36 protein-coding genes are annotated in these 26,116 nt (G+C 67.5%); 6 read left to right on the top strand and 30 right to left on the bottom strand.

Translation table 11 applies throughout. The features are described from left to right. Positions 1 to 2 precede the first annotated feature (2 nt). Positions 3 to 593, bottom strand: coding sequence for a DUF6309 family protein (locus D457_RS0100065; protein ID WP_338042963.1), 591 nt, complete (start codon positions 591 to 593; stop codon positions 3 to 5). Positions 594 to 844: 251 nt separating this feature from the next. Here D457_RS0100065 and D457_RS36090 point away from each other — a divergent pair, with 251 nt between their 5' ends. Then, positions 845 to 1,006: a hypothetical protein gene (locus D457_RS36090; RefSeq protein WP_160167381.1), complete on the top strand. Its 162-nt coding sequence runs from the start codon at positions 845 to 847 to the stop codon at positions 1,004 to 1,006. A 216-nt stretch (positions 1,007 to 1,222) separates the two neighbouring features. Here D457_RS36090 and D457_RS0100075 read toward each other — a convergent pair whose 3' ends face one another. After that, positions 1,223 to 1,633, bottom strand: coding sequence for an ATP-binding protein (locus D457_RS0100075; RefSeq protein WP_017578607.1), 411 nt, complete (start codon positions 1,631 to 1,633; stop codon positions 1,223 to 1,225). 284 nt (positions 1,634 to 1,917) lie between these two features. On the opposite strand from D457_RS0100075, the gene D457_RS0100080 reads away from it, so the two are divergent. Next, complete coding sequence (locus tag D457_RS0100080; protein WP_051072825.1) at positions 1,918 to 2,721, top strand: helix-turn-helix domain-containing protein; 804 nt, start codon at positions 1,918 to 1,920, stop codon at positions 2,719 to 2,721. Continuing rightward, positions 2,718 to 2,891 (top strand): DUF397 domain-containing protein, encoded by a 174-nt coding sequence (locus tag D457_RS34360; RefSeq protein ID WP_017578609.1) that lies wholly within the window; start codon positions 2,718 to 2,720, stop codon positions 2,889 to 2,891. Before D457_RS0100080 ends, D457_RS34360 begins: the two co-directional genes overlap by 4 nt. A gap of 101 nt (positions 2,892 to 2,992) precedes the next feature. On the opposite strand, the gene D457_RS0100090 is transcribed toward D457_RS34360, so the two are convergent. The 3 genes from D457_RS0100090 to D457_RS0100100 all read right to left on the bottom strand — a co-directional run bounded on the left by D457_RS0100090 (position 2,993) and on the right by D457_RS0100100 (position 5,761). After that, on the bottom strand, positions 2,993 to 4,087 hold the full coding sequence (locus D457_RS0100090) for a DUF6716 putative glycosyltransferase (protein ID WP_017578610.1): 1,095 nt from the start codon (positions 4,085 to 4,087) through the stop codon (positions 2,993 to 2,995). A gap of 126 nt (positions 4,088 to 4,213) precedes the next feature. Continuing rightward, on the bottom strand, positions 4,214 to 4,978 hold the full coding sequence (locus D457_RS0100095; RefSeq protein WP_017578611.1) for a crotonase/enoyl-CoA hydratase family protein: 765 nt from the start codon (positions 4,976 to 4,978) through the stop codon (positions 4,214 to 4,216). A gap of 9 nt (positions 4,979 to 4,987) precedes the next feature. After that, entirely contained in the window at positions 4,988 to 5,761 is a 774-nt protein-coding gene (locus D457_RS0100100) for an SDR family oxidoreductase (protein WP_017578612.1), read from the bottom strand. A 202-nt stretch (positions 5,762 to 5,963) separates the two neighbouring features. On the opposite strand from D457_RS0100100, the gene D457_RS0100105 reads away from it, so the two are divergent. After that, a complete protein-coding gene (locus D457_RS0100105) occupies positions 5,964 to 6,545 on the top strand; it encodes a Uma2 family endonuclease (protein WP_017578613.1) in 582 nt (193 codons plus the stop codon). A 107-nt stretch (positions 6,546 to 6,652) separates the two neighbouring features. Further along, the gene (locus D457_RS0100110) at positions 6,653 to 7,273 is read left to right on the top strand and encodes a Uma2 family endonuclease (protein ID WP_051072827.1); all 621 of its coding nucleotides are present in this window, start codon (positions 6,653 to 6,655) and stop codon (positions 7,271 to 7,273) included. Between the two features lie 3 nt (positions 7,274 to 7,276). Here the strand turns inward: D457_RS0100110 and D457_RS0100115 are convergent, their stop codons facing one another. The 4 genes from D457_RS0100115 to rplM form a co-directional block, all read right to left on the bottom strand. Further along, entirely contained in the window at positions 7,277 to 8,296 is a 1,020-nt protein-coding gene (locus D457_RS0100115) for an ROK family glucokinase (protein WP_017578615.1), read from the bottom strand. Between the two features lie 168 nt (positions 8,297 to 8,464). Then, positions 8,465 to 9,802, bottom strand: a complete 1,338-nt coding sequence (glmM, locus tag D457_RS0100120; RefSeq protein ID WP_017578616.1) for a phosphoglucosamine mutase — start codon at positions 9,800 to 9,802, stop codon at positions 8,465 to 8,467. A 161-nt stretch (positions 9,803 to 9,963) separates the two neighbouring features. Next, entirely contained in the window at positions 9,964 to 10,476 is a 513-nt protein-coding gene (rpsI, locus tag D457_RS0100125) for a 30S ribosomal protein S9 (protein WP_017578617.1), read from the bottom strand. A gap of 37 nt (positions 10,477 to 10,513) precedes the next feature. Beyond that, positions 10,514 to 10,963 carry a 50S ribosomal protein L13 gene (gene rplM / locus D457_RS0100130; protein ID WP_026116168.1) on the bottom strand — a complete coding sequence of 150 codons (450 nt, stop codon included), beginning with the start codon at positions 10,961 to 10,963 and terminating at the stop codon, positions 10,514 to 10,516. Positions 10,964 to 12,104: 1,141 nt separating this feature from the next. Here rplM and D457_RS0100140 point away from each other — a divergent pair. Then, the gene (locus tag D457_RS0100140) at positions 12,105 to 13,352 is read left to right on the top strand and encodes a hypothetical protein (protein WP_239645970.1); all 1,248 of its coding nucleotides are present in this window, start codon (positions 12,105 to 12,107) and stop codon (positions 13,350 to 13,352) included. Between the two features lie 155 nt (positions 13,353 to 13,507). Here D457_RS0100140 and truA read toward each other — a convergent pair whose 3' ends face one another. The 21 genes from truA to rplN all read right to left on the bottom strand — a co-directional run bounded on the left by truA (position 13,508) and on the right by rplN (position 26,111). Then, positions 13,508 to 14,383, bottom strand: coding sequence for a tRNA pseudouridine(38-40) synthase TruA (gene truA, locus D457_RS0100145; protein ID WP_086002173.1), 876 nt, complete (start codon positions 14,381 to 14,383; stop codon positions 13,508 to 13,510). Between the two features lie 122 nt (positions 14,384 to 14,505). Beyond that, on the bottom strand, positions 14,506 to 15,024 hold the full coding sequence (gene rplQ, locus D457_RS0100150; RefSeq protein ID WP_017578621.1) for a 50S ribosomal protein L17: 519 nt from the start codon (positions 15,022 to 15,024) through the stop codon (positions 14,506 to 14,508). A gap of 65 nt (positions 15,025 to 15,089) precedes the next feature. Next, positions 15,090 to 16,112 (bottom strand): DNA-directed RNA polymerase subunit alpha, encoded by a 1,023-nt coding sequence (locus D457_RS0100155; protein WP_017578622.1) that lies wholly within the window; start codon positions 16,110 to 16,112, stop codon positions 15,090 to 15,092. Between the two features lie 178 nt (positions 16,113 to 16,290). Next, positions 16,291 to 16,695 (bottom strand): 30S ribosomal protein S11, encoded by a 405-nt coding sequence (gene rpsK / locus D457_RS0100160; RefSeq protein WP_017542982.1) that lies wholly within the window; start codon positions 16,693 to 16,695, stop codon positions 16,291 to 16,293. Between the two features lie 69 nt (positions 16,696 to 16,764). After that, complete coding sequence (rpsM, locus tag D457_RS0100165) at positions 16,765 to 17,145, bottom strand: 30S ribosomal protein S13 (RefSeq protein WP_017542983.1); 381 nt, start codon at positions 17,143 to 17,145, stop codon at positions 16,765 to 16,767. A gap of 218 nt (positions 17,146 to 17,363) precedes the next feature. Beyond that, positions 17,364 to 17,477, bottom strand: coding sequence for a 50S ribosomal protein L36 (gene rpmJ, locus D457_RS34365; protein WP_082206327.1), 114 nt, complete (start codon positions 17,475 to 17,477; stop codon positions 17,364 to 17,366). A gap of 54 nt (positions 17,478 to 17,531) precedes the next feature. Then, positions 17,532 to 17,753, bottom strand: coding sequence for a translation initiation factor IF-1 (gene infA / locus D457_RS0100170; protein ID WP_017578623.1), 222 nt, complete (start codon positions 17,751 to 17,753; stop codon positions 17,532 to 17,534). A 373-nt stretch (positions 17,754 to 18,126) separates the two neighbouring features. Further along, complete coding sequence (locus tag D457_RS0100175) at positions 18,127 to 18,570, bottom strand: DUF1707 SHOCT-like domain-containing protein (RefSeq protein ID WP_017578624.1); 444 nt, start codon at positions 18,568 to 18,570, stop codon at positions 18,127 to 18,129. An 87-nt stretch (positions 18,571 to 18,657) separates the two neighbouring features. Next, positions 18,658 to 19,482: a type I methionyl aminopeptidase gene (map, locus tag D457_RS0100180; protein WP_017578625.1), complete on the bottom strand. Its 825-nt coding sequence runs from the start codon at positions 19,480 to 19,482 to the stop codon at positions 18,658 to 18,660. After that, positions 19,482 to 20,141, bottom strand: a complete 660-nt coding sequence (locus tag D457_RS0100185; protein WP_193374407.1) for an adenylate kinase — start codon at positions 20,139 to 20,141, stop codon at positions 19,482 to 19,484. Before D457_RS0100185 ends, map begins: the two co-directional genes overlap by 1 nt. Continuing rightward, complete coding sequence (secY, locus tag D457_RS0100190; protein WP_017578627.1) at positions 20,142 to 21,455, bottom strand: preprotein translocase subunit SecY; 1,314 nt, start codon at positions 21,453 to 21,455, stop codon at positions 20,142 to 20,144. 293 nt (positions 21,456 to 21,748) lie between these two features. Further along, a complete protein-coding gene (gene rplO, locus D457_RS0100195; protein WP_017578628.1) occupies positions 21,749 to 22,213 on the bottom strand; it encodes a 50S ribosomal protein L15 in 465 nt (154 codons plus the stop codon). Continuing rightward, on the bottom strand, positions 22,210 to 22,395 hold the full coding sequence (gene rpmD, locus D457_RS0100200; RefSeq protein ID WP_017578629.1) for a 50S ribosomal protein L30: 186 nt from the start codon (positions 22,393 to 22,395) through the stop codon (positions 22,210 to 22,212). The genes rplO and rpmD overlap by 4 nt, the downstream gene beginning before the upstream one ends. 2 nt (positions 22,396 to 22,397) lie before the next feature. Continuing rightward, entirely contained in the window at positions 22,398 to 23,000 is a 603-nt protein-coding gene (rpsE, locus tag D457_RS0100205; RefSeq protein WP_017578630.1) for a 30S ribosomal protein S5, read from the bottom strand. A gap of 51 nt (positions 23,001 to 23,051) precedes the next feature. Then, positions 23,052 to 23,432 (bottom strand): 50S ribosomal protein L18, encoded by a 381-nt coding sequence (rplR, locus tag D457_RS0100210; RefSeq protein ID WP_017578631.1) that lies wholly within the window; start codon positions 23,430 to 23,432, stop codon positions 23,052 to 23,054. A gap of 2 nt (positions 23,433 to 23,434) precedes the next feature. After that, positions 23,435 to 23,971, bottom strand: a complete 537-nt coding sequence (gene rplF, locus D457_RS0100215) for a 50S ribosomal protein L6 (protein WP_017578632.1) — start codon at positions 23,969 to 23,971, stop codon at positions 23,435 to 23,437. Positions 23,972 to 23,989: 18 nt separating this feature from the next. Then, the gene (gene rpsH / locus D457_RS0100220) at positions 23,990 to 24,388 is read right to left on the bottom strand and encodes a 30S ribosomal protein S8 (protein ID WP_026116173.1); all 399 of its coding nucleotides are present in this window, start codon (positions 24,386 to 24,388) and stop codon (positions 23,990 to 23,992) included. A 271-nt stretch (positions 24,389 to 24,659) separates the two neighbouring features. Then, entirely contained in the window at positions 24,660 to 24,845 is a 186-nt protein-coding gene (locus D457_RS31640; protein WP_017588433.1) for a type Z 30S ribosomal protein S14, read from the bottom strand. Between the two features lie 13 nt (positions 24,846 to 24,858). Continuing rightward, positions 24,859 to 25,434 (bottom strand): 50S ribosomal protein L5, encoded by a 576-nt coding sequence (gene rplE / locus D457_RS0100225; protein ID WP_017578634.1) that lies wholly within the window; start codon positions 25,432 to 25,434, stop codon positions 24,859 to 24,861. Then, the gene (rplX, locus tag D457_RS0100230) at positions 25,434 to 25,739 is read right to left on the bottom strand and encodes a 50S ribosomal protein L24 (RefSeq protein ID WP_017578635.1); all 306 of its coding nucleotides are present in this window, start codon (positions 25,737 to 25,739) and stop codon (positions 25,434 to 25,436) included. The genes rplE and rplX overlap by 1 nt, the downstream gene beginning before the upstream one ends. Positions 25,740 to 25,742: 3 nt before the next feature. Beyond that, positions 25,743 to 26,111, bottom strand: coding sequence for a 50S ribosomal protein L14 (gene rplN / locus D457_RS0100235; protein ID WP_013156121.1), 369 nt, complete (start codon positions 26,109 to 26,111; stop codon positions 25,743 to 25,745). Positions 26,112 to 26,116 lie beyond the last annotated feature (5 nt).

Consider the following 26,116-nt stretch of genomic DNA (forward strand, 5'->3'; position numbering starts at 1 on the left):
GCTCAGTAGAGGTTCAGGCCGACGACGTAGGCGTCCAGCCGGCGAAAGCGCGGCAGCCGCCCCCACAGCCCCCAGGCCAGCATCCGGTGCAGCCCGTCCAGGTGGGTGAGGGAGTCACGCTCCCGCATTTCCGCGTAGTGGGGGTGGTCCAGTGCCCCGGCGCTCAGGATCAGCGGAGAGATGTCGGCGGTGGAGTTCCTGTGCAGCTTCTCCCAGCACAGGGGGTTGGCCGTGGGGTATTCGTCGCCCCAGTCGCTCAGCTTGGTCAACGTCTCCTGAACCGTCGCTCCTGTCGGGGGGACGAGTTCGAGCTCGCCCCTCTCCCCGCGGTGCCAGGGGAGCACCACCGACAGAACCTCCTTACGGCTCAGGCGCACCCGGTGCCACGGCTCCCCGTACTGCTCCACCGCCAAGAGCATCATCTTCTCCGCGTAGGATTCCGCCTCCCGCGCGGAGAGGTCCTCATGCGGAGGATCGGTGAGCTGGAAGGTCTCGAGTACCTCTTCCGTGGTCACCGGTTCAACGATCTTCACGAGTGGGGGCTCAGCTTTCTTCGGGGGACAAAAGCCACCAGGCAAAGATAATGGATGCACCCGGGCTGAACTGCCGCGAAGAACCTCCGCACCATGGGCGTATCCGCTCTGTGATCACCCGGGTGGCCCGGCACGGAACAGGACGGACCACCGCCCCTCGGGCTGGCGGCTCGACGGCGATGGCCAACCACCTGCTCGGCCGCTCTTCTCCTGATCTCCATTGACCTCACTTCCGGACCACGTAGGGCCGAACCAGGGCACCCGCCGTCTCATCCGGGTCAACCCACTCGGTCATCGGATCCGCCTCCCTGGTGACGCTGGTCAGCTCCAACCGTCGAGGGGCCGGAGCAAGCGCGACCCGAATCGGTGCGGTTCTGGTCGGGGCCCCGATCACCTGGCACAACGTCCACGCCACCGCCGACGCGAACACCCACCACAGCTGCGAGGTCATCGAAGCCCGAGGCCGCCGGTGACGGCCACCGCTAGAGTTCTCCATGGTCGATCCCCTGCTTTCATCAGGTGGTTGATCAGCCCGGGCCGGTGTTGGCCGCACCGGCCCGGGCGCACTGCGTTGTTCTTGGGGGTGCGTCGATCGCCGAGAGCGTGCGCGCGGGTGTCAATGGCCCCTGTGCACCGAGGCTGCGCTTCCCGCCGCGCTGGGCTCAACCGCGATCCGCACCCGTGTTCCTCTAAACGTCCAAGTCGGGTCCCCGGTCGAGGCGGATCATCGCCCGCATGTACAGCGGCTGGTCCGGCTGGCCTTCCCACCACCAGTACTCAGCGATCTGATCCACCAGCCACAGCCCGCGCCCGCCCGGGCTCATCTCGCCGGGCTCCCGTTCGATCACTCGCGGCTTCAGCCGTGGCCCGCCCCACTTGCGCCCCTGGTCCAGCACCCCCAGCAGCACGGTCGTGTGCCCCAGGAACTCCAGCGAGACCCCGATCCGCCCGTACTTCTCACAGCTCGCGGTGTGCCGCACCGCGTTGGTGGCCAGCTCGCTGCCCACCAGCGCCACCCAGAACCCGCGGTCCCCCCGCAGCCGCTCGTCCCGAGTCAGCCACGAACGCACCCGCGGCACCACCTGCTCGTTCCCGTCCATGTAGCAAAACGCCGCCGACGACAACCCCACCCCACCACCAGGTCGCCGAGGCCCCACTTTCCGACCAGCACCCATAACGCCCTCCTCCATCAATCTCCGGCAGGCGACACATCGCTCCGCCGCCTGAAAAACCAGGCTTCCACCTGCACAAACTCCACACCAGCGCCGTTGGAACAGGGGTGAGCGAAGCTATAGCTCCCCAGAAACGGTTGGAGACAATTGGAGTTGGTTAGGTTTCTTAGGAACGCCCACGAAGCATCGGAATCCATGCCAGAGTTGACCTCATGGACAAGGTGTCGCCAGAAGTGAAGAAACGGTGGGGGCTAGCACTCAAAAAGCTGCGTGATGAGAGAAACCTGACCCAGGCCGCCCTCGGGAGGCGCCTAGGGCTGAAGGGAACCGTGATCTCCAACCTGGAGTGCGGTGTAACCAAACCCTCGAAGACCCTGCTCCGCCAGCTGGACCAGACTTTGGAGACCGGAGGAGAGCTGGAGCGCCTCTGGAAGTCCATGACGGACGACGGCCAGCTACCTTGGCTCGGTCGCATCGCCGAACTGGAGCAGGAGGCCCTCTCCATCCTCGAATTCCAGCCCCTGCTGATCCCTTCTCTCCTGCAAACCGAGTCCTACGCCGAAGCAGTCATGCGCGCGGTGACGCCTTGGGAATCGGATTCGTTGATTCAGGAGAGTTTGCGCGAGCGAATGGAACGCGCACGCCGCTTCCAGTCAAACAGCGCTCCCATCATGGTGGTCGTACTAGGCGCGGCCGCGCTCGACAATCTCATCGGCAACCACGCGGTCATGGCTGAACAGATCAAACAGCTGTACTCCTTGGCATCCGAGGAGCGCATCACCCTTCAAGTACTCACTTGCAACAGACATCCTGGTTTGGTGGGTTCGTTCAAGGTGATCGCCCCGAGCAGCGGACCCGAGGTGGTCTACGCGGACTCCGCCATCCGCGGCCAGTTCCTGGACACTCAGGCCGAAGTGGGGCAGTTCAAGCTAAGGTTTGGTCGGCTACAGGCCATGGCCCAGCCGCCCGACCAGTCGCTGGTCCTACTGGAAGAGAAGATCGAGGGATTCGAATGAACACCGTCCGTTGGCACAAGAGCAGCTACAGCGGTGGTACTCACCAGGACTGCGTCGAGGTCGCTGAGAGTGAGTTCGTTCTCGTCAGAGACACCCAGAACCGCGACCTGGGACACCTCACCTTCCACCGTCAAGAGTGGGCCAACCTCCTGAACACGCTTCAGCGCTGACACGAGCGGGAGCTCTGACCGCTCCAGCACGCACGACTACCGAAAGGGCGGTCACGATCCCAGGGGTTCGTGACCGCCCTCCTCACGTTCATCGGCGGGGGTCAGGAAAGCTCTCCGCGCAGGGCTCGGGCGTGGAGGTTGTGGAGGCGCTCCACCCAGTCCTCGTGGGCGGGCGGGTGGAAGTGGTTGCGCTCGCCCCAGTCGCGGTTGGGCCTGCGGAAACGGGCGGCGCGGACGTCGGCCAGGGTGCCGAAGAGGCCGCTGTCCTCGAAGACGGCGTTGCCCTGGCGCGGGCCCACCCCGAACTCGGTGAGGACCAGGGCGGGCACCCGGTGGGTGAGTGCTTCGAGGACGGCCGTCGAACCCGCGGCGACCAGGCCGCGGGCCCGGTTCAGTTGGTCGGCCAGTGGGCCCGAGCGGAAGTTCGGGGCGCGGTCGCCGACCTTCCCTTCGGCCAGCAGCGTGTGCCAGGTCGCCATGAGCTCCGGGCTGGCGTTCTTCTCCCGGCCCAGGTGTACGACCACTTCGAGGTCGGGGCGCTTCGCGGCGAGTTCGCTGAGGGCCAGCAGGAGGTGCCTGCGACCCTGTTCCGTGTCCGGGGTCCCGGGGTGGGCCGCGTACACCACCCGGTTCCGGCCGGCTCCCTGGTCTGCCTCTCGGGCTCCGAGGGGCAGGCTCGACAGGCCGACCTCGCCCCTGGTGCCGAGTTTCTCACCCAGGGCCCTGTAGTCGGCGACCTCACGGTGGCTGTGCGCCACGACCAGGTCGACCCGGGAGCGGTGCAGCCATTCCCCCTCGACCGCGGGTACCGACAGGGCGGGCAGGGCGGAGGCCACCACCGGGCGGTAACGGCGGAACACCGATCTCAGGGACCAGGAGAGGCTTTCCACGAGCGGGCCGGAGCAGTTGAGCAGCACGGCGTCGGGGCGGCGGCGCCGGACCAGTCGGCGGGTCTGCCTCGTGGTCAGGACCGGAACGCGTAGACCGGCCTGCCCGGTGCCCTCGGTTTCCTCCCGGATACGGGCGGGGGAAGGGGTGCTGCCAGTACGGACGACGACCAGTCCCACGGTGGTCCCGGGCCAGCTGAGGCGGTCGAGCATGGCGACGCTGAGCCGGACCCGTTCCACGGAGTCGGCGACCGCCAGAACCGTGAGAGCGCCGGGGCCGGGGCGCCTCCGTGTGGAAATGAGCGTCACGAAGCCGTCTCCTTGGCGTTCGGGGTGAAGGGTCCCAGGCTACACACGGTCTGTGAACGCTACGGAACTCCCGGAACGCCGACGGCGGCCGCCCCGGAGGACGGCCGCCGTTGGGGGTGGGGAGGGCTACTCGCCCTTCCAGACGGGGGCGCGCTTCTCGGCGAAGGCGATTGCCCCCTCCATCGCGTCCTGGCTGACGAACACGGGGCCCGCCAGCTCGTTCTGCTTGTCCCACATCTGGTCGCTGGACCAGTCGTCCGAGACCTGGATGATCTCCTTGGAGACCTTCAGGGCCAGCGGACCGTTGGGGGTGATGCGGGCGGCCAAGGCCTTGGCGCCTTCGAGGGCGCCGCCGCTCGCGGTGATCTGGTTGACCAGACCGAGGTCGGCCAGGCGCTGGGCGTCGACGAAGTCGCCGGTGAGGGCGAACTCCATCGCGATGTTGCGCGGGATGCGGTGCTGCAGGCGCAGCAGGCCGCCCGCTCCGGCGACCAGGCCGCGCTTGACCTCGGGGATGCCGAACTTGGCGTCGTCCGCGGCCACGACCAGGTCGCAGGCGAGCACCGCCTCGAAACCACCGGCCAGGGCGTACCCCTCGACCGCGGCGATCAGCGGCTTCTTCGGGCCGCGCTCGGCGAAACCGCCGAAGCCACGCCCCTCGACGACCGGGACCTCGCCCTTCATGAAGGCTTTGAGGTCCATCCCGGCGCAGAAGGTGCCGCCCGCGCCGGTGATGATCGCTACGTTGACGTCCTTGCGGGCGTCCACGTCGTCCAGCGCCTCGGCGATCTGGGCGGCGACCGCGGCGTTCACCGCGTTCTTGGCCTTGGGGCGGTTGATGGTGATGACGGCGACGCCGTCATCGGCGGTGTAGAGAACCTCGTCGGACACGGTGTCCTCCTACTTCGGGGGCATGCGCAGGCCGCCGTCGATGCGGACGACCTCGCCGTTGATGTAGCTGACCTCGAGCAGGGTCCGGGCGAGCTTGCCGAACTCGGCGGCGGTGCCCAGGCGCTTGGGGAAGGGCACCGGGGCGGCGAGCTTCTGCTTGAACTCCTCCGAGCCCGGGCCGTCGCCGTAGATGGGCGTCTCGAGGATGCCCGGGGCGATGGTGTTCACGGTGACGCCGATGGCGGCGAGGTCGCGCGCGGCCGGGAGGGTCATGCCGATCACGCCGCCCTTGGAGGACGAGTAGGCGATCTGGCCGATCTGGCCCTCGATGCCCGCGAGGGAGGCGGTGTTGAGGATGGAGCCGCGCTCGCCGTCCTCGTTGATCGGCTCGGTTTTGGCGATCTCGGCTGCCGCCAGACGGAGCACGTTGAACGTACCGATCAGGTTGACCTGGATGACCTTCTGGTAGCTGTCCAGGTCGTGGGGGTTGCCGTTCCGGTCCACCGTGCGGGTGGCCCAGCCGATCCCGGCGCAGGACACCGCTACGCGGAAGGGCTTGCCGGTGTCGGCGGCGGCTTGGACCGCGGCCTTGACCTGGTCCTCCTGGGAGACGTCGGTGGAGACGAAGACGCCACCGATCTCCTTGGCGACAGCCTCGCCGCGCTCGGCGTTGAGGTCGGCGACGACGACGGTGGCACCGGCAGCGGCGAGTTCCTTGGCGGTGGCCTCACCGAGGCCACTCGCGCCGCCCGAGACGAGGGCGGAGATTCCGTTGAGATCCATGTGCCGCACTCTACCGAGGATGTGACCCACGCACTAGAACCGGGTTCGGTTAATCGCGGATAGTCCCGTGACCAGCAGCGATCGAAGCGCGAAAACGGGTATGACCAAAGCACCCCGCTCTGTCGTCACACAGCGCTACCTTCCTGTCATGCGAAGAACAGCGACACTAGAGTGGGCTCAGGAATCGACCCAGGAGGATTCGATGGCCGAGCCGCTCCCCGACTGGTTCATGCCCCCGGCTGAGGGTTGGACCGCCGACGACATGGACCACCTCCCTCCGGAAGCCCCCCGGATGGAGCTCATCGACGGAGCGCCCATCGTGATGTCCCCCCAGACCATGTTCCACAGCGACGCGATGTGGGAACTGGTGCACCTGCTCAAGCAGGCCGCCCCCTCCGGTGTTCGGGTGTCCATGGAAATGACCACCAAGCTGGGAACACACCAGCGTCCGGAACCTGACGTCGTCGTCTACCGAGACTCCGGTGAGTCGTCCGGACAACGGCGCAAGCGCACTCACATCCCACCCGAGGACATCCTTCTGGTGGTGGAGATCGTCTCCCCCGAGTCCCGTTTCCGGGACCTCAACGTCAAGCCACAGAAGTACGCGGAGGCCGGCATCCCGCACTTCTGGCGCGTCGAGGACGAGGACGGAACGACGGCCATCCACGTCCACGAGTTGGATGAGACCGGCAAGAGCTACGTCCCGACAACCATCGCTCGGGAGATCCTCAACGTGGGGCGCCCCTTCCCGGTCAAGATCGACGTGCAGACACTGGTCGACTAGACCCAGGAAGTCAGCTCCGGAACGAAAGCTGCTTCCAAGTCGGATCCCGAGAACCGGATATGAGCAGAGCACCCCGCTCTGTCGTCACACAGCGCTACGTTCTTGACATGACCAACCCGCCTCAGGGCGATGCTCCCGCCGAGCACCCGCTACCCGACTGGTTCCGCACCCCGCCCGGTGGCTGGACCGCCGACGACATGGATCATCTCCCTCCGGAAGCCCCTCGGATGGAGCTCATCGACGGATCGCTGGTCCTGTTCTCCCCCGGGCCCAGATTTCACTCGCGGGTGAAGGCCCGGCTCGCCCAGGAGATCGAGAGCTCTGTTCCGACAGGGGTCGATGTCCTGACGGGGATGACGATGAAGCTGGGTAAGCACCAGCGTCCCGAAGCCGACCTGGTCGTCTACCGCTTCGATCCCGAGTCCGACGCGGACTGGTGGTCCGATACCCACATCCCCCCGGAGGACGTTCTTCTCGTGGGCGAGGTCGTCTCACCGCAGACCCAGGACCGGGACCGCACCACCAAGCCGATGAAGTACGCGGCCGCCGGTATCCCGCACTTCTGGCGGATCGAGCGTGAGGAGAGCGGCCCCGCGATCCACGTGTTCGAGCTCGACGGCACGAAGGACCCCAGGTACGTGCCGATCACCATCGCTCGGGAGCGGCTCAAACTGAATGTGCCCTTCCCCATCGACATTGACGTGAAAGCTCTAACCGGTCGGCGCTGACGCTCACCAGCGGGCTCTTCCCAGACGCTGCTGTCGGCGGCGGCTGCGGCCCCTCGGGAGGGCTTCGCGGGCGAGGTCGGCGGCGCCGATCATGCCCGCCTCGTTTCCCAGGGCGGCGGCGACCACACGGGCCTCCGGGCGGTAGCCGCGGCCGGTCAGGCCCTTCTCGAAGGCGCTGCGGGCCGGGCCGAGTAGCAGCTCCCCCACTTCGGAGACCCCGCCGCCGATCACGAACAGCTCCGGGTCGAAGGCGGCCGCCAGGTTGGCCAGGCCCACGCCCAGCCAGCCTCCCGCGTCTTCGAGGAGTTCGCGGCAGGCACGGTCGCCCTTGCGGGCCAGTTCGCTGACCAGCGGTCCGGTGATGAGTTCGGGGTCGCCGCCCACGGCCTGGCGCAGCACCTCGGCCACCGGAGATTCCGACGCCACCAGTTCGCGCGCCTCGCGGGTGAGCGCGTTGCCGCTGGCGTACTGCTCCCAGCAGCCGCGGTTGCCGCACTCGCAGCGGTGCCCGCCCGGGACCACGGTCATGTGCCCGAACTCGCCCGCCAGGCCGTAGCGGCCGCGGTGCAGAGCGCCGTCCAGGACGATCGCGCCGCCGATCCCGGTGCCCAGGTTCACCACCACGACGTCGTCCACGCCCCTGGCCGCACCCGCCCGGACCTCGGCCCAGGCGGAGGCGTTGGCGTCGTTCTCCACCACCACCGGCAGGCCCAGGCGGACCGACAGCGCGTCCCGGAGCGGTTCCTCGCGCCAGGACAGGTGCGGGGCGAACAGCACCCGGGAGCGGCGTTCGTCGACGAACCCGGCCGCGCCCACCCCCACGGCCCGCACCCGGTACTCCTGGCGCAGCTCGGACACGACCGCGACGATCGTGTCCTCCACCACCGAGGGGCTCTTGCTTCTCTCCGGGGTCTCGGTGCGCAAGCGCGCCAGCACCCGGCCGCCGGAGGTGACCACACCGGCGGCCACCTTGGTCCCGCCGATGTCCACCCCGATGGTCAGGGAGTGCCCATACGTCATCATGTCCGCTCCACTCCGCCGCCCCGAGGGGTTCGGTCCCGGGCCTTCGACCCTAGGCAGGGCCCTCCCCGAGGGGTGCCCCACCACACCGTTCACACACGAAAACGCGCACCCGGGCTGCTCGGTGCGAAAGTGCACGGCATGCCCGGGTGCGCGTGAAAAGCCTCGGTTCTAGCCGAGCGCGGAGCGGACCACCCCGGCCAGGCGCTCGGCCACGGCGGTGGCCTGCTCCTGCTCGGGGGCCTCCACCATGACGCGGACCTTGGGCTCGGTCCCGCTGGGGCGGATCAGCACCCGGCCGGTCTCGCCCAGTTCGGCCTCGGCCTCGCGCACGGCCGCGGCCAGCTCCTCGGACTCCGCGGCGCGCGCCTTGTCCACGTCGGGGACGTTAATCAGGATCTGCGGCAGGCGGGTCATCACCTTGGCCAGCTCGGCCAGGCCCTGTTTGCGGTGGGCCATCGCGGCCAGCAGGTGCAGGCCGGTGAGCAAGCCGTCGCCGGTGGTGGCGTGGTCCAGCAGGATCACGTGACCGGACTGCTCGCCGCCCAGGCCGAACCCGCCGCGCTTCATCTCCTCCAACACGTACCGGTCACCGACCGCGGTCTCCACCACGGTGATGCCCTCGCGCGCCATCGCGAGCTTGAGGCCCAGGTTGGACATGACCGTCACCACGAGGGTGTCCTCGACCAGGCGCCCGGCGTCCTTGGCCTCGGTGGCCAGGATCGCGAGGATCTGATCGCCGTCCACCACGTTGCCTTCGGCGTCCACCGCCAGGCAGCGGTCGGCGTCGCCGTCGTTGGCGATACCGGCGTCCGCGCCGTGCAGGCGCACCGCCTCCTGGAGGGTGCCCAGGCTGGTGGAACCGCAGCCCTGGTTGATGTTGTGACCGTCGGGCCGGTCACCGATCGCGATGACCTCCGCGCCCGCCCGGCGCAGCGCTTCGGGGGCGACCGTGCTGGCCGCGCCGTTGGCGCAGTCCATGACGACCTTGAGGCCCTTGAGGCTGTGCGAGAGGGAGTCCAGGACGTGCTTGGTGTAGAGCTCGGCGCCGTCGTGGGACTCGGTAACCCGACCGACCGCCTCGCCCACGGCGGGGGTCGAGGGGACGCCGAGCATGCCCTCGATCTCCTCTTCCAGGGCGTCCTCGAGCTTCTGCCCGCCCTTGGCGAAGAACTTGATGCCGTTGTCCGGGGCCGGGTTGTGGCTCGCCGAGAGCATCACGCCGAAGTCGGCGCCCAGAACACCGGTCAGGTACGCCACGGCCGGGGTGGGCAGCACACCGACCTTCACGACGTCCACGCCGGTACTGGCCAGACCCGCGACGACCGCGGACTCCAGGAACTCACCGGACGCGCGCGGATCGCGGCCCACGACCGCAAGCGGACGCCGGTCCTCATCGGCGGAGGCCAGGACCCGCGCCGCCGCGATGGACAGTTCCAGGGTGAGCGAAGCGGTCAGGTCTCGTCCCGCGAGACCGCGTACGCCGTCGGTTCCGAACAGCCGAGCCACAGGCGACAGCCCCTTTCGAAAGCGGCGCCGGGGAACGGCGCCGGTGAAGTTCAGCGTGGCGGAGAGAGCCACCGTGAAAAACCAAAAGCCCGTACGCCGCCCCGACAGCGGGGACGACGCACGGGCGAAAGCTCAGCCGAGCAGATGCCGGCGCATGAGCATTAGCGCTTGGAGAACTGCGGAGCCTTGCGCGCCTTCTTGAGACCGGCCTTCTTCCGCTCGACCTCGCGGTCGTCACGGGTGAGGAAACCGGCCTTCTTCAGGGTCGGGCGGTTGTTCTCGGCGTCCAGGGTCGCCAGCGCACGGGCGATGCCGTGACGCAGGGCGCCGGCCTGGCCGCTGGTGCCGCCGCCGTCCAGACGGGCGAAGACGTCGTAGGCGCCGTCGAACCCGAGGGAGACGAACGGGTCCTTGACGGTCTGCTGGTGGACCTTGTCCGGGAAGTAGACGTCAAGCGGCTTGCCGTTGATCTTCCACTCGCCCGAACCGGGGGCGATGCGGACGCGGGCGACAGCCTGCTTGCGACGACCGGTGCCGGCGCTGGGGCCGGAGGCGGTGGGGACGTAGGCGGCGTCAGTCGCCTCGTCCGACTCGCTGGTGTACTCGGAGGGGAACTCCTCCGGGTTGTCGGCGATTTCCTGCTCGACGTTCTCGATGCCGGTGGGCTCGACCACGGTGATCCTCGTGCTTCCTGTAAAAGTCTGCGAACGCCTAGGCGGGCTGCGCGATCGTCTTCATTTCGAACGGAACCGGCTGCTGGGCCTGGTGCGGGTGCTCCGCGCCGGCGTACACCTTGAGCTTCTTGGCCATCTGGCGGCCGAGGGAGCCCTTGGGGAGCATGCCCTTGACGGCCTTCTCGATGGCCCGCTCGGGGTTCTTCTCCAGCAGGTCGGCGTACGCGATCGAACGCAGACCACCGGGGTAACCGGAGTGCCGGTAAGCGCGCTTCTGGTCGAGCTTCTTACCGGTCAGCGCGACCTTCTCGGCGTTCACGACGATGACGAAGTCGCCGGTGTCGATGTGGGGCGCGTAGTAGGGCTTGTGCTTGCCCCGAAGCAGCGTGGCGATCTGGCTCGACATACGCCCGAGCACGAGATCGGTCGCGTCAACAACGTGCCACTGACGCTGGACATCGCTTGGTTTGGGGCTGTATGTGCGCACGATCGTTTGCCTTCGCTCTTCAGTCGGCTGCCCCATCCCGAACGGGATGGTGGACTCGTATTACGGAACACCCCAACGGGTGCGGGGCCGGGAACAGCCGTCGCGGGTGCGGGGCTGCTACTTGGCCGGATGTCCCATGTCCAATCAGGACGACCCGGTCGTGAGTGCGCAGACGATGGTGCGTGGATCGGCACCCAGCTTCGGGAGTTTGGGGCCCACGGCAACTCAACGCACAACGACGAAATATCCTACCTGTCTACCCTAACGCAGGTCAAAGCGCGCCGGGTCGACCGGTGGGATTTCGTCTGGCGGGAAAGCGCCGGGACGGGTTCACATCCGTGACCTCTCCGCCTTTTATTATGCCTGTTGCCGGGAGTGCTTCGTCCTGCTCCCGCCCGCGCGTTGGTTACCCTTGCACCGAAAGGCCACGCTCCGCCCGGTATCACGGGCGATGACGTGAACTTTGGAGACGCCCGTCACGGTCGCCGGAACACGCCGATCCAACACGGACGCCACCGCGCGGACACAGGCCACGGGCCCGGCGCACCGCGGCCCAGTCCCACCCTCAGAGCCTTCGGAGACTCCCATCAGCACCCATCCGAACCCGCCTCAGTACGGCCCAGACGGACGACCTCTCCAGCCGGAGGGCGGCGAAGGTCCGGACCTGCTCGGGTCGCCCTCCCAGCCTGAGGGCCAGCCTCCCACACCGGGCCCGCAGCAGCCGTTCGGCACGCCCGGTGCGCCAGGGTTTCCCAGCGCGGGTCCCTCCGGACCGCAGTTCCCTCCGCACGCCGGACCGAGCGGCCCGCAGGCGCCGCAACCCCCGCAGGGCTTCCCGCCACCCGGCCAGTTCCCGCAGGCCCCCCAGGGCGGGCAGGGTCCCCAAAGTGGCCCCGGCCCCCAGGGAGGCCAGAATCCCCAGGGAGGCCAGAATCCCCAGGGAGGACTGGGCCCGCAGGGCTTCCGGGGCCCACAGGGCCACCCGACGGCACCGAGCGGACCGCAGTTCCCTCCGCATGCCGGACCGAGCGGCCCGCAGGCGCCGCTGCCGCCCAACACCCCCCAGGCACCCCAGAACGCCCCCCGGCCGGGCGGCCCCCTCCCGGGCCCTCCCAGCGGCCCGACCGGCGGCCACCCCGGCATGGGACATCTCACCCAGAGCGGACCGAACATCCCGCCCGGCGCGCCCCAGGGTCCCCCGCCCGGCGCCCCGAGGCCGGGGCTCGCGCAGGGCGCCCCGGTCCCGCCGCACATGCAGGGCCGTCCGCCGCAGGCGCCCCCCAGCCAGTTCCCGGGCCACCCCGGACCGCCCCAGGGCCCCCCGCCCGGCGGCCCGCAGGGCATGCCCACCGGCGGTCAGCCGCCGATGCACCAGCAGATCCCGCCCCCACCGAACTCCCTCCCGCCCGGCGGTCCCGGCGCGCCCGGAATGCCGCCGCACGGAGCGCCTGCCGGAGCCCTGCCTCCCGCGGCCCCCGGCCACCAGCCTCCGCCGCCCGCGCCGCCCCGGCCCGCGGAGGAGCCGGTCTTCCCGCCCGACGCCATGGGCGCGACCCAGAGCCTGAACGCGGTCCCCGCCGCCCCTTCCGGACCCGCCGCGCGTCCGCTGTACCGCGACGAGGTGCCCGAGGACGCGGGCGCCGACACCGCACAGTTCGACGTCCAGCGCGTCCAGGACGACTACGACGACTATGACGATTACGACGACTACGACGACGGCTACCCGCAGCGGCCGTCGAAGAAGCGCGGCATCCTCATGGGCACGGCCTTCGTCGCCCTGCTCCTGATCGCGGGCGGCGGCGCCTTCTACTTCGCCAGCGGCGGCTTCGGCTCCGGCGGCGGGGCCAACGCCGTCACCGTCGCGGACGAGGGCAGCGACCCGGGCACGCTCTCCCCGGACAGCCTGTTCCCGGAGTCGATCGAGATCGAGGGCCAGGGCACGTTCAGCCGCGTGGCCGTCGACGACAGCGAGGACTGCTCCGAGGGCACCCACGGCGAGTACGGCCAGATCCTGGCCGACAACGACTGCCGCCAGCTGGTCCGCGCCTCCTACCTGAGCGAGGACCAGAACCACGCCGTCACGGTGGGAATCGCGGCCATGCCCAGCGATGACGAGGCCGAGACAGCCATGGGCTCACAGGACCTGGTCGGAGCCCAGTGGTTCGCCGGGCTCCCCGGCGAGGAGGGCACCCCCGCCGAGCGCCTGGGCTACTCCGGCGGCCACGGCAGTAGCGGCCAGTGGGGCCGCTACCTCCTCTTCGCACTGTCCGCCAACAGCGACGGCAGCGGCGACGCGGAGGAGGACGGCGCCAACGCCACCGAGCTGCGCGACATCGGTGAGGGCTTCATCGACACCGCCTACGACACCCTCGCCGACGACCGGGCCTGACCCCGGCCCGGGCACCCCGCGGCAACACACGAAAACGGCGCCACCCCGGTTGTCCACAGGCTGTGGGCAACCGGGGTGGCGCCGTCTCGCGTACTGACCTCTCACCGACCTCGGGAGCCTCGGTCTCCGCCCGCATGCCCCTACGCGTCGGGCCCCTACTCGCTGTGCCCCTTGCAGGGCAGCTCCCGTACCCGTCGCGTCAGGTTGGCCCGCTCCGCCAGCTCCTCGTCCGCCGGATACCGGACCTCCTCCAGGCTCAGCCCCTGCGGACCGACCACGTGCACCGACGAATCACGCACAGCCGCCCCCAGAACCCGGCCGGGCCACTCAACCTCGCGCCGCCCGTCCCCCACCGCCAGGAGGGCGCCCACAAGCGCACGCACCATGTTGTGGCAGAAGGCGTCCGCCTGGATGGTCCCGGCGATCAGGTACTCGCTCTCCCGGATCCACTCCAGCCGCAGCAGTTCGCGAATGGTCGTGGCACCCTCCCGCTTCTTGCAGAAGGCCGCGAAGTCGTGCTCCCCGACCAGCAGCGCGGCGGCCTCGTTCATCCGGTCCACGTCGACCGGGTGCCGGTGCCACAGCACGTCCCGGCGGCGCAGCGGGTCCACGCCGTGGGGCGCGTCGCTGATCCGGTACACGTAGCGGCGGAACAGCGGCGAGAAGCGCGCGTCGAAACCCGGCGGAGCCAGCCGCACCCCGTTCACCCGCACGTCCTTGGGGAGCACCCCGGCGAGCCTGCGCAGTACCCGCTCCCCCTCGCTCTCCCACGTGGTGAGCGGGATGTCCGCCTGGGCCACCTGGCCGCGGGCGTGCACCCCCGCGTCGGTACGCCCGGCGCATGTCACCGAGACCTCGGGCAGCCGTAGCACCTTGGCCAGGGCCGACTCCAGCTCACCCTGCACCGTGCGCCGGGTCGGCTGAGTGGCCCACCCGGAGAAGTCGGTGCCGTCGTAGGCGATCTCCATCCGCAGCCGGACAGTCGTCTCCTTCTCGAGCGTCTCGCTCTCGGCCGTAGCTTTCTCGTCCATTCCCACCTCGTCCATTCGCGCCCCCGTTCAGACCCACCCGCAAAAAGAAGAGTGCCCGACCCCCGCAGGGTCGGGCACTCCATGAGCGTGTCGCGCGGGCCGGGGCCCTGGGCGCGTCAGCGCTACTTGCTCTCGGTCTCCGAGCTCTCAGCCTTCTCAGCGGCCTTCTCCTCGGCAGCCTCGGGGGCCTCAGCGGCCTCCTCGGTCTTGACCTCGGTGGCCTCGGCCTCGACCGGCTCCTCGACGGGAGCGGCAGCCGCAGCGGCCGGAGCGGCGGGGGCGCTCAGCGCCTCGACCAGCTCGATGACCGCCATCGGGGCGTTGTCGCCCTTGCGCGGACCGATCTTGGTGATACGCGTGTAACCACCGGAACGGTTCTCGTAGCGCGGACCGATCTCGGTGAAGAGCTCGTGCACCACGGACTTGTCCGTGATCTTGGTCAGCACCTGACGACGGGCGTGCAGGTCACCGCGCTTGCCGAGAGTGATGAGCTTCTCGGCGTACGGACGCAGGCGCTTGGCCTTGGCCTCCGTGGTGCGGATCCGGCCGTGCTGGAACAGCGAGGTGGCGAGGTTCGCCAGGATGTGCCGCTCGTGAGCGGGCCCGGAACCCAGACGGGCGCCCTTGGTAGGCGTGGGCATGGTGTCGTTCTCCTAGTGATGCGGTCCACGGCCGCACTCGGCCGGGGACCTTGGGGCGACGAAGGTTAGTACTGCTCCGTCTCGACGAAGGACTCACCCTCGTCGTCCTCGGAGCCGTAGGAGTCGGCCGCGGTGCTGGGGTCGAATCCGGGCGGGGAGTCCTTCAGGGACAGGCCCATGTCGATGAGCTTCTGCTTGACCTCATCGATGGACTTGGCACCGAAGTTGCGGATGTCCAACAGGTCCTGCTCAGAGCGGGCAACCAGCTCACCAACGCTGTGGATGCCCTCACGCTTGAGGCAGTTGTAGGACCGGACCGTGAGGTTGAGGTCCTCGATCGGCAGCGCCAGGTCCGCCGCGAGCGCGGCGTCCGTCGGCGACGGGCCCATGTCGATGCCCTCGGCATCGACGTTGAGCTCACGCGCCAGACCGAACAGCTCGACCAGGGTCTTGCCCGCGCTGGCCACGGCGTCACGGGGACGGATGGCCGGCTTGGTCTCGATGTCGACGATCAGGCGGTCGAAGTCGGTGCGCTGCTCGACTCGGGTGGCCTCGACCTTGTAGGTCACACGCAGCACCGGCGAGTAGATGGAGTCGATCGGGATCCGACCGATCTCCTGGCCCTGCTGCTTGTTCTGCGTCGCCGAGACGTAACCGCGGCCGCGCTCGACCGTCAGCTCCATCTCCAGCTTGCCCTTGCCGTTCAGCGTGGCGATGTGCAGGTCGGGGTTGTGCACCTCGACACCGGCCGGCGGAGCGATGTCCGCGGCGGTCACCACACCGGGGCCCTGCTTACGCAGGTACATCAGAACCGGCTCGTCGTGCTCGGAGCTGACGACCAGGCCCTTGAGGTTGAGGATCATCTCGGTGACGTCCTCCTTGACCCCGGGCACGGTGGTGAACTCGTGCTCGACGCCCTCGATGCGGATGCTGGTCACAGCCGCACCGGGGATGGAGGACAGCAGGGTACGCCGAAGCGAGTTACCGATGGTGTAGCCGAAGCCCGGCTCCAGCGGCTCGATAACAAACCTCGAGCGCAGGTCCGAGACGACTTCCTCGGCGAGCGTGGGACGCTGTGCGATCAACATGGTCCGTGTCTTCCCTTCCACATGGCCGCCCGCTATTTGACGGCCACCGGATGGGCACCTCCGGATCGGCGGTGCCCTCTACTCGGATTCCTACCCTGCCCGCGCGGCCCCAGACAGGGGCCGCGGCGGGCGCACCACGGGGCACCCGCGCGGTAGGAGGCGCGGGTGCCGGTGCCGATCAGACGCGGCGGCGCTTCGGCGGGCGGCAGCCGTTGTGCGGGACCGGGGTGACGTCCTGGATGGAGCCAACCTCAAGACCGGTCGCCTGCAGCGAACGGATGGCGGTCTCCCGGCCGGAACCCGGGCCCTTCACGAAGACGTCGACCTTGCGGACGCCGTGCTCCTGGGCGCGGCGGGCAGCGGCCTCAGCGGCCATCTGCGCGGCGTAGGGGGTGCTCTTACGCGACCCCTTGAAGCCGACCTGACCCGAGCTGGCCCACGCGATCACCGCACCGGTGGGGTCGGTGATGCTCACGATCGTGTTGTTGAACGTGCTCTTGATGTGAGCGTGCCCGTGGGCAATGTTCTTCTTTTCCTTGCGGCGCACCTTGCGCGCGGCACCCTGACGGCCCTTAGGCGGCATGAGCGAAACTCCCAGAGATCATCGGTCCGTGTGTGTCTTCTCGGACGCGGTTGACAGGTCCGAGGCGGACTACTTCTTGCCGGCCTTCTTCTTGCCAGCCACGGTCTTCTTCTTGCCCTTGCGGGTACGGGCGTTGGTCTGCGTACGCTGACCGCGGACCGGAAGGCCACGACGGTGGCGGATGCCCTGGTAGCTTCCGATCTCCATCTTGCGACGGATGTCGGCCTGGACCTCGCGTCGCAGGTCACCCTCGACCTGGTAGTTGGCGTCGATCCACTCGCGCAGCTTGACCAGGTCCTCTTCGGACAGCTGGTAGACGCGGGTGTTCCCGTCGACACCGGTGTTCTTCAGGGTTTCGAGGGCGCGAGTACGGCCAACCCCGAAAACGTAAGTGAGAGCGATCTCCACCCGCTTGTCGCGGGGGAGGTCAACGCCGGCAATACGTGCCATGTGGGCGAGACTCCATCCATGCATTATGCGGAGGTCTGACCCGTTCCATCCTCTCGTCGCCCAATCGACGAGGCCCCGGCCTCCGACCGGGGGTTCTCCCCCACCACCAGCGGGCGGGAGATCGGAACAGGTTTTTCGTTGTTTCACGTGCCCGGTGGGGAAGAACTCCCCCTACCGGGTCTTCGCTGTGCGGAAGCCGCGGTCAGCGAGCCGGGGTACTAGCCCTGGCGCTGCTTGTGGCGCGGGTCCGAGCAAATGACCATGATCCGACGGTTACGACGGATCACGCGGCACTTCGCGCAGATCTTCTTCACGCTCGGCTTGACCTTCATGGTGACTCCGAACTCATCACATCACCAGTCTTGGGCCGTGCGGCCCCTGACGGGCTACTTGTAGCGGTAAACGATGCGCCCGCGCGTGAGGTCGTACGGGCTCAGCTCCACGACGACGCGGTCGTCGGGGAGAATACGGATGTAGTTCATCCGCATCTTGCCGCTGATGTGGGCAAGGACCGTGTGCTTGTTGTCGAGTTCTACCTTGAACATAGCGTTGGGTAGCGACTCGACAACGGAACCCTCGATCTCGATGGCGCCGTCTTTCTTCGCCATGTCCTCCACGCCTCGCTCATCAATTGGTTGATCATGACAACCCGACGCGACCCCAGTGGTCTCGCATGACACGAAGACTCGGACGACCCCGGTGAAACCGGATCGCCAAAGCCGAAACACACTGGAAGCTCGGGCCAACTGCGAGAAGAGCGTACGTCTCTTGAAGGACGTGGCACAAAGAAGGCAGACTGACCCAACAGCCCGCGTATGGGCAATGACAGTCTATCCCCTTCGGACAAGTACTCCTAACCGAAGGGCAGAGAACTCTACACCGTCTGTCCAGTAGGACAAACTGGTCGAAAAGTCCCGTTGTTCTCCAGTCCGCACGCCGCGGACCCGCGGAACCACCGGGCGCCTCTGCCCTGGTCCTCGACTAGTCCTCGCCCTGGCCGCGATGGGCGGCGAGCACCCCGAAGGTGACGACCGACATCAGGATCCCCCACGGACCGAGCACCCACAGGAACCACGGGTAGGCCGCCCCGGTGGTGAAGTAGAGGATCAGCCAGATGGAGAAACACAGGGCGTTCACGCCCCCGTAGAGCACCCACGGCACCATCAGGGCCGGGTCGCGCAACCGCAGGGGCGGAACCGCGCTGTCGGGGACCGCGATCCGGCCGACGTCGGCCAGGTCCCGCTCGGGCAGGTCGGTGGTGACCTTCGCCAGTTCGTCCACCGTCTTGGCCTTGTAGACCTGACTGAGGCGTTCGGTGAACTCCTCGTGGTCCAGGCGGCCCTGGGCAAAGTGCTCCTGGAGCAGCTGCGCGACACGGTCCCGCTCGGAATCGGTCGAACGCATGGACGGCGCCGAGTCGGACACTGCGTACCTCGCCTCTACACCTGTGAGTGGTCGCCACCCCCACTGCTTCAGCGGATTCCCGGCTGAGGCCGGGGACGGGGACCTCCGTCACCAGGTCGGCTGGACGAGCCCCATCTGTGTGATTTTATCGCGGTTCGACTCACGTGCGGTCAGAACCATCGGGCCGTCCGCGGTGATCGCCACGGTGTGCTCGAAGTGGGCGGCACGCCCGCCGTCACGGGTCACGACGGTCCAGCCGTCGTCGAGCTCCTCGACGTCGTGCTTGCCGATCGTGGTCATGGGCTCGATCGCCAGGCACATGCCCTCGACCAGCCGCATGCCGCGACCCTTCTTGCCGTAGTTCAGCACGTGCGGGTCCATGTGCATCTCGGTGCCGATGCCGTGGCCGCCGTACTCGCGCACGTTGCCGTAGCCGCCGTTGGCCGAGATGTGGCCGCCGATCGCGTACCCGATGTCACCCAGGCGCTTGCCCGGGCGCATCTGGGCGATCCCCTGCCACATGGACTCCTCGCACGTCTCCATCATCGCGAGGTCCTCGGGCCGGCCCTGGCCGACCGCGATGGTCACCGCGGAGTCGCCGTGCCAGCCGTCGAGAATGGCACCGCAGTCGACAGAGATGATGTCGCCCTCGGCCAGAACGCGCTCGGAAGTAGGGATCCCGTGCACGACCTCCTCGTTCACCGAGGCGCAAATCGAACCGGGGAAGCCGTGGTAGCCCTTGAAGGAGGGGACCGCCCCGGCGTCCCGGATGACCTTCTCCGCGACCGAGTCAAGCTCGAGGGTGGACACCCCGGGCCGCACCGCGGCCCGGAGGGTGTCCAGGGCGCGGGCCACGACCTGGCCCGCCGCCCTCATCTTGGCGATCTGTTCCGGCGTCTTGATCTGCACGCCCGGATCCGCCTTTCGAAACATCAGACCGCCGACCGCTTCTCCTCGATGGCGGCCTTCGCGCGGGCCGTCACCTCCGCCACGGCACCCGTGGCGGCGATGGTGGCCAGCAGGCCCTCACCGGAGTAGAACTCGACCAGCGGAGCCGTCTGGTCGCGGTAGACCTTCAGGCGGTGCCGGATGGTCTCCTCGCGGTCGTCCTCGCGCTGGTACAGCTCGGCACCCTCGTTGTCGCACTTGCCCGCCTCACGGGGGGCGTCGTACTCGACGTGGTACACACGGCCGCACTCAGGGCAGGAGCGACGGCCGGAGAGACGCTTGACGACCTCCTCCTCGTCGACCCTCAGCTCCAGGACGACGTCCAGGTGGGAGCCGAGGTCGGCGAGCATGCCCTTGAGGGTCTCGGCCTGGGGGACGTTGCGGGGGAACCCGTCCAGCAGGAAACCACCCGCCGCGTCGTCCTGGGCCAGCCGGTCCTTGACCATGGCGTTCGTGACCTCGTCGGGGACGAGGTCACCACGGTCCATGAACTCCTTGGCCTTCTTGCCGAGTTCGGTACCACCGCTGACGTTGGCCCGGAAGATGTCGCCAGTGGACACCTTCGGGATCGACAGCTCTTCCGCGAGGATCTGGGCCTGGGTGCCTTTACCGGCCCCAGGCGGCCCCACCAATACTGCACGCATTTATCGCAGAAAACCTTCGTAGTTCCTCTGCTGGAGGTGACTCTCGATCTGCTTCACCGTGTCCAGCCCGACACCCACCATGATCAGGATGCTCGTCCCGCCGAACGGGAAGTTCATGCTGGCGCCGGTGGCACCGAGAGCGACCATCGGCAGGAGAGCGATCACACCCAGGTACAGAGAGCCGGGGGTCGTCAGACGAGTGAGGACGTAGTCCAAGTACTCGGCGGTCGGACGCCCTGGTCGGATACCCGGGATGAACCCACCGTACTTCTTCATGTTGTCGGCGACTTCAGTGGGGTTGAACGTAATGGCCACATAGAAGAACGCGAATCCGACGATCATGACGAAGAACGTCGCCATGTAGATGGGGTGGGTCCCCGTGAGGAAGTAGGTCTGGAAGAACTGGGCCACCGGATGGGTGGAGTCCTGCCCGAGCAGACCGACGACGAGCTGCGGAAGGTACAGCAGGGAGGAGGCGAAGATCACGGGGATGATGCCCGCCTGGTTGACCTTCAGCGGAATGTAGGTCGAGCTGCCGCCGTACATGCGGCGACCCACCATGCGCTTCGCGTACTGCACCGGGATACGGCGCTGGGCCTGCTCCATGAACACCACGGCGGTGATCAGGGCCAGGCCGGCGATGCAGATGATGGTGAAGATCCAGACCGACCGCTCCTCGTACAAGCCCATGATCGAGGCCGGGAACATCGCGATGACCTGTGTGAAGATCAGCAGCGACATACCGTTGCCGACACCGCGCTCGGTGATCAGCTCACCCATCCACATGATGATCGCGGTACCCGCGGTCATCACGAAGACGATCGTCACCATGGTGAGGATGTCCTGGTTGGGCATGTAGACGGTCGAGGGGATGGAGTTCTGGAAGAGGGCGCCGGTGCGGGCCATGGCCACGATGGAGGTGGCCTGGAGCACGGCGAGCATGAGGGTCAGATAGCGGGTGTACTGGGTGATCTTGCTCTGTCCGGCTTGGCCCTCCTTCTTGAGGGCCTCCAGACGCGGGATCACCACCGTGAGCAGGTTGATGATGATGCTCGCGGTGATGTACGGCATGACCCCGAGCGCGAACACCGCAAGTTGCAGCAGCGCGCCGCCGCTGAACAGGTTCACCAACGCGTAGACACCGGACTGGTCCTGCGCGGTGATGAAATCCATCTGCTCCCTGATCGCCGCGGAGTCGATGCCCGGAGCGGGAATCACCGAACCCAGCCGGAAGAGCGTCAGGATGAACAGTGTGAACAGCAGCTTATTGCGCAGGTCGGGCGTGCGGAATGCACGAACGAACGCACCTAGCACGTCTCCTCCTGCGCGGCTTCGGCGGCGGAACGGGTTCCAGACATCGCGGCCGATCCTGAATCGTCGTAGAACGTCAGCACCGGGCCTGTCGCCCGGTGCTCGGAAGTACTCACATTACGTCAAGCGGGGAGCTCAAACAGATGGCACTGTAACAGCCATCACCTGACGGAAGGGTTCGTGAGGCATAACGATCAACACTCACAACAACCCGCACAATGCGTGAGGGCGCCCGCCAGCAGGACCTTATCGGACCTGCCGGGCGGGCGCCCCCAATACGCATCGTAGGGAAACCCCTACAGCTCGGTGACAGTGCCACCGGCGGCGGTGATCTTCTCCTTCGCAGCACCGGAGAACGCGTTAACGCTCACCTGCACGGCGACGGTGATCTCACCCGTACCCAGCACCTTGACGAGCTGGTTCTTGCGAACCGCACCCTTGGCGACCAGGCCCTCGACGGTGACCTCGCCACCCTCGGGGTAGAGCTCGCTCAGCTTGTCCAGGTTGACGACCTGGTAGGTCGTCTTGAACCGGGCGTTGCTGAAGCCCTTGAGCTTCGGGATCCGGCGGATGAGGGGCATCTGCCCACCCTCGAAACCGGGACGAACAGTGTTACGAGCCTTGGTGCCCTTGGTACCGCGACCAGCGGTCTTACCCTTGGAAGCCTCGCCGCGACCCTTGCGGATCTTGGCCTTGTTGCTACCCGGGGCGGGACGCAGGTGGTGCAGCTTGAGCAGCTCGTCGGGGTTGTAGTCGCTCATTCTGCGACCTCCTCGACAGAAACGAGGTGCGAGACGATCGTGATCTGCCCGCGAACCTCAGGGCGGTCCTCGCGGACAGTGGACTTACCGATCCGGCCCAGACCGAGCGACTGGAGAGCAGCGTGCTGCTTCACCTTGCCACCGATCTTGGAGCGGGTCTGCGTGATCTTGATCTTGGCCATGATCAGGCTCCTGCCTTCGCCTCAGAGCGAGCGCGCAGCATGGCAGCCGGGGCCACATCCTCGATCGGCAGACCACGGCGGGCCGCGATCTCCTCGGGCTGGTTGAGACCCTTGAGCGCCGCCACCGTGGCGTGCACGATGTTCAGCGGGTTGGACGAACCGAGCGACTTGCTCAGGATGTCGTGGATACCGGCGCACTCCAGGACGGCGCGCACGGGGCCACCGGCGATAACACCGGTACCCGGGGCGGCCGGACGGAGCAGGACGACGCCAGCGGCTTCCTCGCCCTGGACCCGGTGCACGATGGTGCCCTGGATCCGCGGGACGCGGAAGAAGTTCCGCTTGGCGGCCTCGACGCCCTTGGCGATCGCGGCCGGAACTTCCTTGGCCTTGCCGTAACCGACACCCACCATGCCGTTGCCGTCACCGACGACGACGAGCGCGGTGAAGGAGAAGCGACGGCCGCCCTTGACGACCTTCGCGACCCGGTTGATGGTCACGACCTTCTCGATGTAGGAGACACCCTTGTCTGCGGCGCCGCCGCGGCGATCGTCACGGCGATCACGCCGTTCGCCACCGGCGCCGCGCCGCGGTGCTGCAGCCATCAGTGATTCCTCTTCTCGTGGTTGCTCTTGGCCTTTACAGAGGTCATGGAACTAGAACTCCAGCCCACCCTCGCGCGCCGCGTCGGCGAGCTTGGCGATACGACCGGCGTAGCGGTTACCACCGCGGTCGAAGACGACCTGGGTGATACCGGCGTCCTTCGCGCGCTGCGCGACGAGCTCACCGACCTTGACGGACTTGTCGGACTTGGTGCCGTCGGCGCCACGCACGTCGGTCTCCACGCTGGAGGCGGCGACCAGGGTGTGACCCTTGGTGTCGTCGATCACCTGCGCGACGATGTGCTTGGAGGAGCGGAACACGGCCAGACGCGGACGCTCGCTCGTGCCCACGACCTTCTTGCGGACCCGGAACTGCCGGCGCTTGCGCGAGGTGGTGGCCTTGGCGGTGCGCTTACGGCTCACGGTGATGCCCATGCCTACTTACCAGCCTTTCCGGCCTTGCGGCGGATGTGCTCACCCTTGTACCGCACGCCCTTGGCCTTGTACGGGTCAGGCTTGCGCAGACTACGGATGTTCGCGGCGACCTGGCCCACCAGCTGCTTGTCGATGCCCTCGACGTGGAGGATCGTCGGCTTCTCCACGCGGAAGGTGATGCCCTCGGGGGGCTCGATGACCACGGGGTGGCTGAAGCCCAGCGAGAACTCCAGGTTGGAGCCGCGGGCCTGGACGCGGTAACCCACACCGTGGATTTCCAGCGTCTTCGCGTAACCCTTGGAGACACCCTCGACGAGGTTGGCGATCAGCGCACGGGTCAGACCGTGCAGCGACCGGTTCTCCGGCTTGTCATCGGGACGCGCCACCGTGACGACCCCGTCCTCGAAAGAGGCGGTGATCGGCTCGGTGATCGTGTGCTTCAGTTCGCCCTTCGGCCCCTTGACAGTGACGTCTTGCCCGTTAATCGTGACTTCGACGCCCTTGGGGACCGAGAGCGGCAGTCGACCGATTCGCGACATGCTTCAGTCTCTCCCTAGTTACCAGACGTAAGCGAGGACTTCGCCGCCCACGCCACGCTTCTTGGCCTGCTTGTCAGTCATCAGGCCACCGGACGTCGAAATGATCGCCACACCGAGGCCACCCAGCACACGCGGAAGGTTCTCCTTCTTCGCGTACACGCGGAGGCCGGGCTTGGAGACCCGGCGGATACCCGCGATGGAACGCTCACGGGTGGGGCCGTACTTCAGGTCGAGGACGAGGCTCTGGCCCACAGGGGCCTCCTCGGCACGCCAGCCCTGAATAAAGCCCTCCTGCTGGAGGATCTCGGCGATGTGCGCCTTGATCTTGGAATACGGCATCGTCACGGTGTCGTGGTATGCCGAATTCGCGTTACGCAGACGTGTCAGCATGTCTGCGATCGGGTCGGTCATCGTCATGGCCGACTGGCCCTTCCTCACCGCGGTTTCCGAGTGCGGGCTTTCCCAGAGCCTGCCTCCCTGCGGGGTCGCCCCCGGGGAGTGCACAAACAGGACCTACGGCGTGGTCGTGGGCACCGCGGTCCCTCGCGGGACTGCCGTGCCCTGATGAATGGATGTTGCTGACCCGCGGACCGCTATGGAGCGGTCACGGGCACCGCTATAAGCAACCAAACGGATGGCGCTTCGGGGGGCCGACCGCGCTAGCGCGCATGGTCGGCCCCACCGGAAACTACCAGCTCGACTTGGTGATACCGGGCAGCTCACCCTTGTGAGCCATCTCGCGGAAGCAGATACGGCACAGGCCGAACTTCCGGAAGACGGCGCGGGGGCGGCCGCACCTGGAGCATCGAGTATACGCACGAACGCCGAACTTCGGCTTCCGCTGCGACTTCGCGATCAGGGACTTCTTAGCCATCTGTGGTAACCCCTCAGGCTTCCTTGAACGGGAAACCGAGCCGCTTGAGCAGACTGCGGCCCTGTTCGTTGGTGGTCGCCGTCGTGACAACCGTGATGTCCATCCCACGCTGGCGGTCGACCTTGTCCGGGTCAACCTCGTGGAACATGACCTGCTCGGTCAGACCGAACGTGTAGTTGCCGTTCCCGTCGAACTGCTTCGGGGAAAGACCACGGAAGTCCCGGATCCGAGGCAGGGCCAGCGAGAGCAGCCGGTCAAGGAACTCCCACATGCGGTCGCCGCGCAGCGTCACAGTGACGCCGATCGGCTGACCCTCGCGCAGCTTGAACTGCGCGATGGAGTTCTTGGCCCGGTTGACCTTGGGCTTCTGACCGGTGATCGCCGTGATGTCGGCGATAGCACCCTGGATCAGCTTCGCGTCACGAGCCGCCTCGCCCACGCCCATGTTGACCACGATCTTCGTGAGACCGGGGATCTGCATGACGTTGGCGATGTCGAACTCGTCCTTGAGGCCCGCAGCGATCTCGTTGCGGTACTTCTCCTTGAGTCGCGGCATCGGAGGGGCGGTGATGTCGTTCGTAACCGTCATCAGATGTCCTTACCGGTGCGACGGGAGACGCGAACCTTGGTTCCGTCTTCCTCGAAGCGGTAGCCGACCCGGGTGGCCTTGCCGTCCTCCGCGAGCGCAACATTGCTCACGTGGAGGGGGGCCTCCTTGGTGACGACCTCGCCCTGCTGGCCGCCGGCCGGGTTGGCCTTCCTGTGCTTCTTGACCAGGTTGACGCCCTCGACGATGACACGGTCTTCCTTGGGCAGGGCCTTGACGACCTTGCCGGTGGCACCCTTGTCCTTGCCGGCGAGAACGATGACCTCGTCGCCAGATTTGATCTTCATCGCTTAGAGCACCTCCGGCGCCAGCGAAATAATGCGCATGTACTTCTTGTCACGCAGCTCACGGCCGACCGGGCCGAAGATGCGGGTGCCTCGCGGGTCCCCACCGTCCTTGATGAGCACGGCAGCGTTCTCATCGAAGCGGATGTAGGAGCCGTCGGGCCGGCGGCGCTCCTTGACGGTGCGCACGACAACGGCCTTGACGACGTCGCCCTTCTTGACTCCAGCGCCAGGCAGGGCGTCCTTCACCGTGGCGACGATGGTGTCACCAATACCGGCGTAGCGCCGACCCGAGCCACCGAGAACACGGATGGTAAGGATCTCCTTGGCACCCGTGTTGTCAGCGACCTTGAGTCGCGACTCCTGCTGAATCACGTCTG

Source organism: Nocardiopsis valliformis DSM 45023 (assembly GCF_000340985.1).
Taxonomy (GTDB): domain Bacteria; phylum Actinomycetota; class Actinomycetes; order Streptosporangiales; family Streptosporangiaceae; genus Nocardiopsis; species Nocardiopsis exhalans.

What these genes read in the sequence shown, in the direction of transcription:
- D457_RS0100080 (WP_051072825.1), top strand. Translation starts at nt 1,918, where the DNA reads ATGGACAAGGTGTCGCCAGAAGTGAAGAAACGGTGGGGGCTAGCACTC.
- D457_RS0100115 (WP_017578615.1), bottom strand. Translation starts at nt 8,296, where the DNA reads ATGATGACGTATGGGCACTCCCTGACCATCGGGGTGGACATCGGCGGG.
- rpsK (WP_017542982.1), bottom strand. Translation starts at nt 16,695, where the DNA reads ATGCCGCCTAAGGGCCGTCAGGGTGCCGCGCGCAAGGTGCGCCGCAAG.
- D457_RS0100155 (WP_017578622.1), bottom strand. Translation starts at nt 16,112, where the DNA reads ATGTTGATCGCACAGCGTCCCACGCTCGCCGAGGAAGTCGTCTCGGAC.
- rpsM (WP_017542983.1), bottom strand. Translation starts at nt 17,145, where the DNA reads ATGGCACGTATTGCCGGCGTTGACCTCCCCCGCGACAAGCGGGTGGAG.
- rplF (WP_017578632.1), bottom strand. Translation starts at nt 23,971, where the DNA reads ATGTCGCGAATCGGTCGACTGCCGCTCTCGGTCCCCAAGGGCGTCGAA.
- rpmJ (WP_082206327.1), bottom strand. Translation starts at nt 17,477, where the DNA reads ATGAAGGTCAAGCCGAGCGTGAAGAAGATCTGCGCGAAGTGCCGCGTG.
- rplX (WP_017578635.1), bottom strand. Translation starts at nt 25,739, where the DNA reads ATGAAGATCAAATCTGGCGACGAGGTCATCGTTCTCGCCGGCAAGGAC.
- rplQ (WP_017578621.1), bottom strand. Translation starts at nt 15,024, where the DNA reads ATGCCCACGCCTACCAAGGGCGCCCGTCTGGGTTCCGGGCCCGCTCAC.
- D457_RS34360 (WP_017578609.1), top strand. Translation starts at nt 2,718, where the DNA reads ATGAACACCGTCCGTTGGCACAAGAGCAGCTACAGCGGTGGTACTCAC.
- D457_RS0100105 (WP_017578613.1), top strand. Translation starts at nt 5,964, where the DNA reads ATGGCCGAGCCGCTCCCCGACTGGTTCATGCCCCCGGCTGAGGGTTGG.
- D457_RS31640 (WP_017588433.1), bottom strand. Translation starts at nt 24,845, where the DNA reads ATGGCTAAGAAGTCCCTGATCGCGAAGTCGCAGCGGAAGCCGAAGTTC.
- D457_RS0100185 (WP_193374407.1), bottom strand. Translation starts at nt 20,141, where the DNA reads ATGCGTGCAGTATTGGTGGGGCCGCCTGGGGCCGGTAAAGGCACCCAG.
- D457_RS0100100 (WP_017578612.1), bottom strand. Translation starts at nt 5,761, where the DNA reads ATGGATCTCAACGGAATCTCCGCCCTCGTCTCGGGCGGCGCGAGTGGC.
- rplO (WP_017578628.1), bottom strand. Translation starts at nt 22,213, where the DNA reads ATGAGCGACTACAACCCCGACGAGCTGCTCAAGCTGCACCACCTGCGT.
- D457_RS0100140 (WP_239645970.1), top strand. Translation starts at nt 12,105, where the DNA reads ATGGGACATCTCACCCAGAGCGGACCGAACATCCCGCCCGGCGCGCCC.
- rplE (WP_017578634.1), bottom strand. Translation starts at nt 25,434, where the DNA reads ATGACGGTTACGAACGACATCACCGCCCCTCCGATGCCGCGACTCAAG.
- infA (WP_017578623.1), bottom strand. Translation starts at nt 17,753, where the DNA reads ATGGCGAAGAAAGACGGCGCCATCGAGATCGAGGGTTCCGTTGTCGAG.
- rplR (WP_017578631.1), bottom strand. Translation starts at nt 23,432, where the DNA reads ATGGGCATCACCGTGAGCCGTAAGCGCACCGCCAAGGCCACCACCTCG.
- rpsE (WP_017578630.1), bottom strand. Translation starts at nt 23,000, where the DNA reads ATGGCTGCAGCACCGCGGCGCGGCGCCGGTGGCGAACGGCGTGATCGC.
- D457_RS0100110 (WP_051072827.1), top strand. Translation starts at nt 6,653, where the DNA reads ATGACCAACCCGCCTCAGGGCGATGCTCCCGCCGAGCACCCGCTACCC.
- rpmD (WP_017578629.1), bottom strand. Translation starts at nt 22,395, where the DNA reads ATGGCCAAGATCAAGATCACGCAGACCCGCTCCAAGATCGGTGGCAAG.
- truA (WP_086002173.1), bottom strand. Translation starts at nt 14,383, where the DNA reads ATGGACGAGAAAGCTACGGCCGAGAGCGAGACGCTCGAGAAGGAGACG.
- rpsH (WP_026116173.1), bottom strand. Translation starts at nt 24,388, where the DNA reads ATGACGATGACCGACCCGATCGCAGACATGCTGACACGTCTGCGTAAC.
- D457_RS0100075 (WP_017578607.1), bottom strand. Translation starts at nt 1,633, where the DNA reads ATGGACGGGAACGAGCAGGTGGTGCCGCGGGTGCGTTCGTGGCTGACT.
- map (WP_017578625.1), bottom strand. Translation starts at nt 19,482, where the DNA reads ATGTTTCGAAAGGCGGATCCGGGCGTGCAGATCAAGACGCCGGAACAG.